Here is a 7,493-nt window from a genome sequence, read left to right as displayed (position 1 = left end):
CGCCGCCGCCAACCCCAATCACTTCAATCCGGGCCGTTTGGCTCGGTACGATTCCGCCCGAGGGCTGGGTTCCATTGCTGGGGATTGGGCTTTCGGTCATAACGGCATCGGAGAAGGCGGAGCTTGGAACTGGCGGCTGCATTATGACCGTGATTGCTGTCCCTGGATTTGGGCAGTGTCCCACCTTTGCAGAGGCAGCGGCGCAACTGCTGCTCGAATGCTCATGAAGGGGGCTGGGGCGGCTGGGGCGGCGGAGCCACCGGGCCGGGCAGGCCGAGTTCCGGCTGCTCCGGATCGCTGAGGTCGATTGATGGAAGCCGGCGGGCCTTGATCTGCGCTGGCAATTGCTTCTGCAGGTGGCCGAGCACCTCCAGCCGCCGGGCCAGTTGGCCGTCTGCCGGGCCCAGACGCACCTGGCCGAGGCTGGCGCTCTCCAGCCAGATGTTGCCCCCGGGATCGAAGCGAATCTGGCGGAGATCGGAGCCCAGCTCGAGGCGCTCCCGCTGGGCCAGCACCAGGGCAAGAACTGGGCGATAGCTGGGCTGCCAGCCCAAAACCAGAAAACCCTTGCTGCCCTTGGTGGCCAGCGCCCTGCCCTGGCGAATGCTCAGCCAGTGGCCGAATCGGTCGACGTAGCCCTGTTCAATTCCCTTGGCGGTGCGGCGCTGGGCCCGGGCCACCGCCTGGCGATCCACCAGCTCGATGCGCAGCCGGGGCGGCGCCATCAGCCGGCGCACCTGCACCTGCTCCACCGGCAGGGCATTCACCACTGCGGCGGCGATCCGCTTGGGCTCCAGTGCCAGCAGGGGCTGGGGAAAGGTCAGCTGGGCAGCCTGCACCACGTGCTCTGGCCTCACCAGCTCACTGCCGATCACCTCCACCTGGCTGGGCCCGCTCAACACCCAGCCCTGTCGCAGCAGGCCATAGCCCAGGCCGCCGGAGAGGGCGAGCAGCACCACCAGCCGCCAGGAATTGCGCAGCCGCTCCCTGATCCGCTGCTGACGCAGCTGGCGCCGGCGCTCCGACCCGGGCGGCGAAGGGGTGCTCACCTCAAAAAGCCCCGCAACTGGCTCAAAGTTCGCAGCGGGAGCGAGACATCAGCTCCTCGATCCAGCGCCGCGCCCTTTCGGCATCGGCGAAGGGCAGATCTTTGCGCACCCCTGCCCCCACCAGCCGCAGCCGGCAGGCCCCCTGGCTCTCATCGGTGAGGGGGGCTTCGCCCGAGTGCAGTGAAAGGAGCTCCACCAGTTCCAGTTCTTTGATGACAAAGGAGCCCTCTTCCTGAATCTGGCCGGCTTCAAAGCGACACCAGCTGAGCACCCCATCCACCAGTCGGGCGCCGCCGCAGCTGTCGAGCTTGGCCAGTTCCGAGCCCTCAGCCCATTCGCGGAACAGCCGCTGGCGCCGTCGTTCCAACCAGCCCAGGGCCGTGACCAGCACAAAGACCAGCAGCAGGGGAAGCCAGAGCAGACCTTCTGTCATGGCGTAGGGGCTCCCAGGGATGGCTGGTGCCATTCTCGGGCCCCTTCGATCAATTCGCACACCAGTTGCGGCAGGGGAATGCCGCTGGAGGCCCAAAGCATCGGGTACATGCTCTGGCTGGTGAAACCGGGCATGGTGTTGATCTCGTTGAGCCACAACTCGCCGCTGGCTTCGCTGTAGAAGAAATCCACCCGGGCCAGGCCCATCGCCCCAACGGCCCCACAGGCCTCGATGGCCATGGCGCGGGCCCGCTCGGTGATCGCTTCGGGCACCTTCGCCGGGATCACGGTGTGACTCTTGCCCTCGCTGTATTTCGTGTCGTAGTCGTACCAGTCGGCATCGAAACAGATCTCCCCCAGCACCGAGGCCTGCAGGGGTGCGCCGCCGCCTCCTTTGACTGCGCATTCCAGCTCCCGGGCGGCCACGCCCTGCTCCACCACCAGGCGCGGGTCGAGGGCCGCGGCGGTGCGCAGGCCGTTCAGCAAGCTGGCTCGGTCGGTGGCCTTGCTGATCCCTACCGAGGAGCCCAGATTGGCCGGCTTGACGAAACAGGGGTAGCCGAGCTGGGTTTCGAGCTTCCCCATCAGGGTTTCGGGATCGGACGCCACCTGGCTGGCATTGACGCAGGCATAGGCCACCTGGGGCAGGCCGGTTGCGGCGAAGGCGGCCTTCATGGCCTGTTTGTCCATGCCCACGGCCGAGCCCAGTACCCCCGAACCCACGAAAGGCACCTGCATCAGGGTGAACAGTCCCTGGATGGTGCCGTCTTCGCCGTTGGGGCCATGCAGCACCGGGAACCACACTTCGATCTCCAGGGCTGCAGCTGGCAAGCCGCGGAAGCCGCCGCGCGCCAGGGAGTGGCCGCTCTGGCGCGCCGCCGCCTCCAGTTGCTCGGCGCTGGCTGGGCTGCCCTGGGCCAGCACCGCGTCGGCCAGTTCGGGCCCCCACCAGCGGCCCTGGGGATCGATGTAGAAGCAGTGCAGCGCGTAGCGCGCCGCGTTGGAGGGGTGGCGCAGGGCGGCTGCCACGGTGGCGGCGGAGCGAATCGAGACCGCATGCTCACCGGAGGCTCCCCCCAGGATCAGACCAACTGCGGTGGGGGAGCTGTTCATGCCGATCGGCTGGTGCCCACGGGGCCAAAACTCAGGCCAGTTTGCCGCTGAGGGAGAAGGGGCGCACCTCTTCGATTTGGACCGTCACCAGCTCGCCGGCGTGGATCGCTGTGCCATCGGGGCGCTGGCCGGGGAAGAAGGTGGGCCGGTTGGTGCGGGTGCGGCCCACGACCTGCTCGGGTTTCTTGGGGTTGCTGCCCTCCACCAGCACCTCCTCGAGCCGGCCGAGATAGCGCTCGCTGCGCCGGCGGGCCGTGCGCTCCACCAGGGCGTTGAGCTCCTGCAGCCGCTCCACCTTCACCGCTTCGCCCAGCTGGCCTGGCCAGTCGGCGGCGGGGGTGTGGGGCCGCGGCGAGTAGGCGGCGGTATTCACCAGGTCGAAGCCGATCTCTTCGACCAGGGCCAGGGTGCGCCGGAACTGGGCGTCGGTTTCGCCCGGGAAGGCCACGATCACATCGGCAGTGATGGAGGCATCGCTCATGCGCTCGCGGATGCGCTCGACGATGCGGCGGTAGCGATCCACCGTGTAGCCCCTGGCCATGGCCTTGAGCACCTCATCGTCGCCGCTCTGGAAGGGGATGTGGAAGTGCTCGCAAAGCTTGGGCAGCTCGGCGCAGGCATCGATCAGCCGCTCGGTGAAGTAGCGCGGGTGGCTGGTGGCGAAGCGGATCCGCCCGATGCCCGCCACGTCGTGCACGTGATGGAGCAGGTCGGTGAGGGTGTGGCTGCGGCGGCCCTCCGGGGTGATGCCCGGCAGGTCGCGGCCGTAGGCATCGATGTTCTGGCCCAGCAGGGTGATCTCCTTGAAGCCGCGGGCGGCCAGGCCCTCCATCTCCAGCTTGATGGCGCCCGGCAGGCGCGACTGCTCCTGGCCCCGCACCGAGGGCACCACGCAATAGGTGCAGCGTTCGTTGCAGCCGTAGATCACGTTTACCCAGCCGCAGACGCTGCTGTCGCGGCGGGCGGTGGTGATGTCTTCAAGGATGTGGTGCTCGCCGGTGGCCACCACCTGCTGGCCCTGCTCCACCTGGGCCAGCAGCACATCGAGCCGGTTGGCGTGCTGGGGCCCCATCACCAGATCCAGCTCGGGCACGCGCCGCAGCAGCGATTCCCCCTCCTGCTGGGCGACGCAGCCCGCCACCACCAGGGTGAGGTTGGGATTGACCCGTTTGCGCTGGGCCTGGCGGCCCAGGTAGCTGTACACCTTCTGTTCGGCGTTGTCGCGGATCGTGCAGGTGTTGTAGAGCACCAGATCGGCGCTGTGTTCGTCGTCGCCGGCCCGGTAGCCCATGGCTTCGAGGATTCCGGCCATGCGCTCGGAATCCGCCTTGTTCATCTGGCAGCCGAAGGTGGTGATCCAGTAGCTGCCGCGTTGGGCCTGTGTCGCGGTCATGGCTCCAGTTTCGGCCATAGCTGGCGGCAGCGGCCGGCTTTAGAGATGTTCAGCCAGGGTCAGTTGCTGACCGCAGAGGGCCAGTTTGTCGCCAAGGTCTAGGGCGATCTGGCTCAGCAGGGCCATGGCAGCGGCTGGGGTGCTGAGCTGAAGTCGATCGAAATCGAGGCGATCCAGGAGCCAGCAGCTTCCATCGGTGTCGGCCACCACATCTGCCAGCCGCGGCCGTCCGGACAGGAAGCCCGCATCGCCGAACACCATCCCGGAGGTAAAGGTGGCCATCCGGGCGGAAGCCAAATGGGCTCCGTCCCGCTGGACAGGTAGGAAGAGGCTGAAGCGTCCGGTTGCCACGATGAACAGGTGGTGGCTCGCCTGGAGCTGGGCCATCACCTGTTCCCCTGGGCTGTAGTGGCGCAGCTCCAGCAGCGCTTTGATGGCGGCCTGGTGCTCGGGGGCCAGGCGATCGAGCAAACCCCCAGAGGTCGCCGGCAAATCCGTACTGCCGTTGGGGCGGGAGGGGCGCAGGCTCAGCAGGTGATCTTCCGCCGCTTCCAGGGCGAGATCGAGGCTGGTGAAGCAGGGAATCGCTGCCAGGGCGGCTGGCTGCTCCAGGTGGGCAGCCCGGCAGAGCAGCAGAGATGTCTCGCCATTGCGGTGCTGCCCGGCCTGTTGGCCCAGCAGCGCAGCCCCTGAGGCAGGCAGCTCGATCACCTGGCCCAGATCGAGCACGATCACGGCCGTGCCGGCTGGGCAGCTGCCCAGCTCGGCCAGCAGCTGTTCCATGGCCGCGAAGTCGAGCACCCCCTGGGCCTGCAGGATCGCGATCCTTCCCCGGCGGGGATCGAGCCAGGCGGCCTCCGCCTGGCTGCGCCAGCAGCGGGAGCGCCGCTCGGTTCCCCAATAGCGGCTGCGCACGGCGGACTGGCCCAGGGGGTTCCGGTCAAACAGGTGCAGGCCCAGGACCTCCGACAGTCGCCGGCAGGCGGCGATGCCCCGCACGCTGTTGCCGAAGGCATCGAGCCTGGGCGAGAACACCGCGATCCCCAGCCGGCCCGGCACCACCGCCAGAACGCCCCCGCCCACCTCACTCTTGGCCGGCATGCCCACGTCGTATAGCCACTGGCCGGCGTAGTCGTACATGCCGCAGCTCCCCATCACCGCCAGCACCCTGGTGGTGGTGGCGGCATCCAGGGGCTGCTCCTGGGTCAGGGGGTTGCGCCCCTGGCAGGCCAGGGTTGCGGCCATCACGGCCAGGTCCCGGCAGGTGACGTCGATCGAGCACTGGCGGAAATAGAGGTCCAGCCCCGGCTCCGGCTCCTCCTCGATCACTGCGGCATTGCGGAGCAGGTGGCTGATGGCCCGGTTGCGGTGCCCCGTCTCCCGTTCGGATGCATATACGGCTCGATTCACGCTCAGGGGGCGTCCGGCCAGGGCCGAGAAGAAGGCCAAGATGGTGGCTTCGGCCCGGTCGCGTTCGTGGCGCCACACCTGGGCCGCCGTGGCGATAGCCCCGGCATTGATCATCGGGTTGCGGGGAATGCCGGACTGGGGGTCGAGGCTGATGGCGTTGAAGGAGTCGCCCGAAGGCTCCACTCCCACCTTCTTGCGCATGAACGGCGGCGAAAGCAGGCGCAGGGCAAGCCCATACATGAAGGGCTTGGAAATCGACTGGATCGTGAAGGCGGTGTCCCCATCGCCAACGGCATAGACCCGGCCATCAGCGGTGGCCAGCACGATGGCGAAATTGTCGGGAGCGGCTTTGGCTAGCTCAGGGATGTAGTCCGCCAGCTTCCCCTCCCGGCAGGGGAGCAGCTCCCGGTGCAGCTGCTCCAGCACCTGCTGGATTAGGGCGGCGTGCACCGGCTCGCTCTGGTGCGGCGGTCGTGGGATCACAGAGGACAGACCGGAGGGTTGAATCGCCCTAGCGTGCCAGCGTGAAGCTGTTTTGATCGGCGCGAGCCTGCCTCCCCGATGCGCCTGAGCCTGCAACGCTTTCGCCTCACCAAGGCCGTGCCCCTGGCGATTAGCCGGGGCACCACCAGCGCCGTGGAGCACCTGCTGGTGCGGATCGCCCACGACGGGCTCACGGGCCTCGGCGAGACCGGTGGCTTCGACACCGGCCACCGCCACTACGCCACCGATGCTGTGGCGGCCGAGCTGGAGGCCATTGCCCCCCGGCTGGAGGCCCTGGCGCCCCAGCCCCTTCAGGCCCTGGAGCCCCTGCTGGCGGCCCTCAGCCCCCCGGCCCGCTGCGGCCTGGATCTGGCCCTGCACGACTGGTGGGGCAAGCGGTTGAACCAGCCGCTGCACCGGCTCTGGTGGCTGGATCCGGGGGCCTGTGTCGCCACCAGCGTGACCCTCGGCTTAGGCCCCCCCGAGGCTGGGCTGGCGCGGCTCGAGCGCTGGTGGGCCCAGCTGCCCGCCACCCGGATCAAGCTCAAGCTGGGCAGCCCCGCGGGGGTGGCCCACGACCTGGCCCTGCTGGAGGCGGTGGCAGGGGCGCTGGAGCAGCGGCGCCAGCTCACCGGTGGGCCCTGCGAGCTGCAGGTGGATGCCAACGGCGGCTGGGATCTGGCCACCGCCCGCTCGATGCTCCAGCCCCTGGAGCGCGCGGGGGTGGTGCTGCTGGAGCAGCCCCTGGCCCCGCTGCTGGATCCGGAGGCTGACAGCGCTGGCTTTGCGGCCCTGCACGGCGAAGCTCCCCTGCCGCTGGTGGCCGATGAGAGCTGCTGGGACCTGGCCGATCTGCTGCGGCTGGCTCCCTACGTGGACGGCATCAACATCAAGTTGCTCAAGAGCGGCGGCCTGGCCGAAGCCCTGCTGATGGCCCGGACGGCCCGGCGGCTGGGGTTGGGGGTGATGGTTGGCTGCTATTCCGATGCCGCCCTGCTCAACGGCGGCGCCGCCCAACTGCTGCCGCTGGTGAATTGGCCCGACCTTGACAGCCACCTGAACCTGGTGGATGACCCCTTCAGCGGCCTGGACTTGGACGCCGATGTGCTGGTGCCCCCTCCGGGGGCCGGGCTGGGCATCAGCCTGAGGCAGGAGCCATGTTGAGCGCCTCCGCCCCGATCGTGCTGCTGCAGCACGGCGGCCTCGACGACCTCTCGGGCAAGACCGGTCTGGCCATGCTGCGCTACCGCTCCGGTCCGATCGTGGCCGTGATCGATCCGGCCTTCGCCGGCGCCGAGCTGCGGGCCATCACCGGCATCCCCCGGGCCGTGCCGGTGGTGGCCGACATGGCCGCCGCCCTGGCCTACGGGCCCGCGGCGGCGGTGGTGGGCCTGGCTCCCTCCGGTGGGCGGCTGCCGGAGCTGATGCGCGCCGATGTGCTGGTGGGGCTCCAGGCGGGGCTCAACCTGGCCAGTGGTCTGCACAGCCGCCTGGGCGACGATCCTGAGCTGGCAGGGGCCTGCACCCGGCCCGGCCAGTGGATCTGGGACCTGCGCCAGGAGCCCCCAGCCCTGGCGGTGGCCACGGCGCGGGCGGCTGCCCTGCCCTGCCGG

Annotated in this window: 7 protein-coding genes; 2 read left to right on the top strand and 5 right to left on the bottom strand. The window is 69.1% G+C overall.

Going from position 1 to position 7,493, the window contains the following annotated elements:
- Positions 1 to 221 precede the first annotated feature (221 nt).
- Genes KBZ15_RS14650 through glsA form a run of 5 tightly spaced genes read right to left on the bottom strand, consistent with a single transcriptional unit; the run spans position 222 to position 5,880 of the window.
- Positions 222 to 1,049 (bottom strand): FtsQ-type POTRA domain-containing protein, encoded by an 828-nt coding sequence (locus KBZ15_RS14650; RefSeq protein ID WP_255015949.1) that lies wholly within the window; start codon positions 1,047 to 1,049, stop codon positions 222 to 224.
- Positions 1,050 to 1,071: 22 nt separating this feature from the next.
- Positions 1,072 to 1,482, bottom strand: coding sequence for a hypothetical protein (locus KBZ15_RS14645; RefSeq protein ID WP_254930030.1), 411 nt, complete (start codon positions 1,480 to 1,482; stop codon positions 1,072 to 1,074).
- A complete protein-coding gene (locus KBZ15_RS14640) occupies positions 1,479 to 2,594 on the bottom strand; it encodes a D-alanine--D-alanine ligase family protein (protein ID WP_255015948.1) in 1,116 nt (371 codons plus the stop codon). Before KBZ15_RS14640 ends, KBZ15_RS14645 begins: the two co-directional genes overlap by 4 nt.
- A 31-nt stretch (positions 2,595 to 2,625) precedes the next feature.
- Positions 2,626 to 3,987: a tRNA (N6-isopentenyl adenosine(37)-C2)-methylthiotransferase MiaB gene (gene miaB, locus KBZ15_RS14635; RefSeq protein WP_255015947.1), complete on the bottom strand. Its 1,362-nt coding sequence runs from the start codon at positions 3,985 to 3,987 to the stop codon at positions 2,626 to 2,628.
- Positions 3,988 to 4,026: 39 nt separating this feature from the next.
- Positions 4,027 to 5,880 carry a glutaminase A gene (gene glsA / locus KBZ15_RS14630; protein ID WP_255015945.1) on the bottom strand — a complete coding sequence of 618 codons (1,854 nt, stop codon included), beginning with the start codon at positions 5,878 to 5,880 and terminating at the stop codon, positions 4,027 to 4,029.
- Positions 5,881 to 5,958: 78 nt separating this feature from the next.
- Between glsA and KBZ15_RS14625 the strand changes: the two genes are divergently transcribed.
- Together KBZ15_RS14625 and KBZ15_RS14620 are read left to right on the top strand one after the other, a co-directional pair.
- Positions 5,959 to 7,044 (top strand): enolase C-terminal domain-like protein, encoded by a 1,086-nt coding sequence (locus KBZ15_RS14625; RefSeq protein ID WP_255015944.1) that lies wholly within the window; start codon positions 5,959 to 5,961, stop codon positions 7,042 to 7,044.
- The coding region (locus tag KBZ15_RS14620; protein WP_255015943.1) for a DUF1611 domain-containing protein at positions 7,038 to 7,493 on the top strand (456 nt) is incomplete at its 3' end. The genes KBZ15_RS14625 and KBZ15_RS14620, both read left to right, overlap by 7 nt.

It is taken from the genome of Cyanobium sp. BA20m-p-22 (assembly GCF_024346275.1).
Taxonomy (GTDB): Bacteria; Cyanobacteriota; Cyanobacteriia; order PCC-6307; family Cyanobiaceae; genus Cyanobium_A.
This window is presented reverse-complemented; position numbering and strand designations above follow the sequence as displayed.

Coding starts and splice junctions, on each gene's coding strand:
- KBZ15_RS14645 (WP_254930030.1), bottom strand. CDS start 1,482: ATGACAGAAGGTCTGCTCTGGCTTCCCCTGCTGCTGGTCTTTGTGCTG.
- KBZ15_RS14640 (WP_255015948.1), bottom strand. CDS start 2,594: ATGAACAGCTCCCCCACCGCAGTTGGTCTGATCCTGGGGGGAGCCTCC.
- miaB (WP_255015947.1), bottom strand. CDS start 3,987: ATGACCGCGACACAGGCCCAACGCGGCAGCTACTGGATCACCACCTTC.
- KBZ15_RS14625 (WP_255015944.1), top strand. CDS start 5,959: ATGCGCCTGAGCCTGCAACGCTTTCGCCTCACCAAGGCCGTGCCCCTG.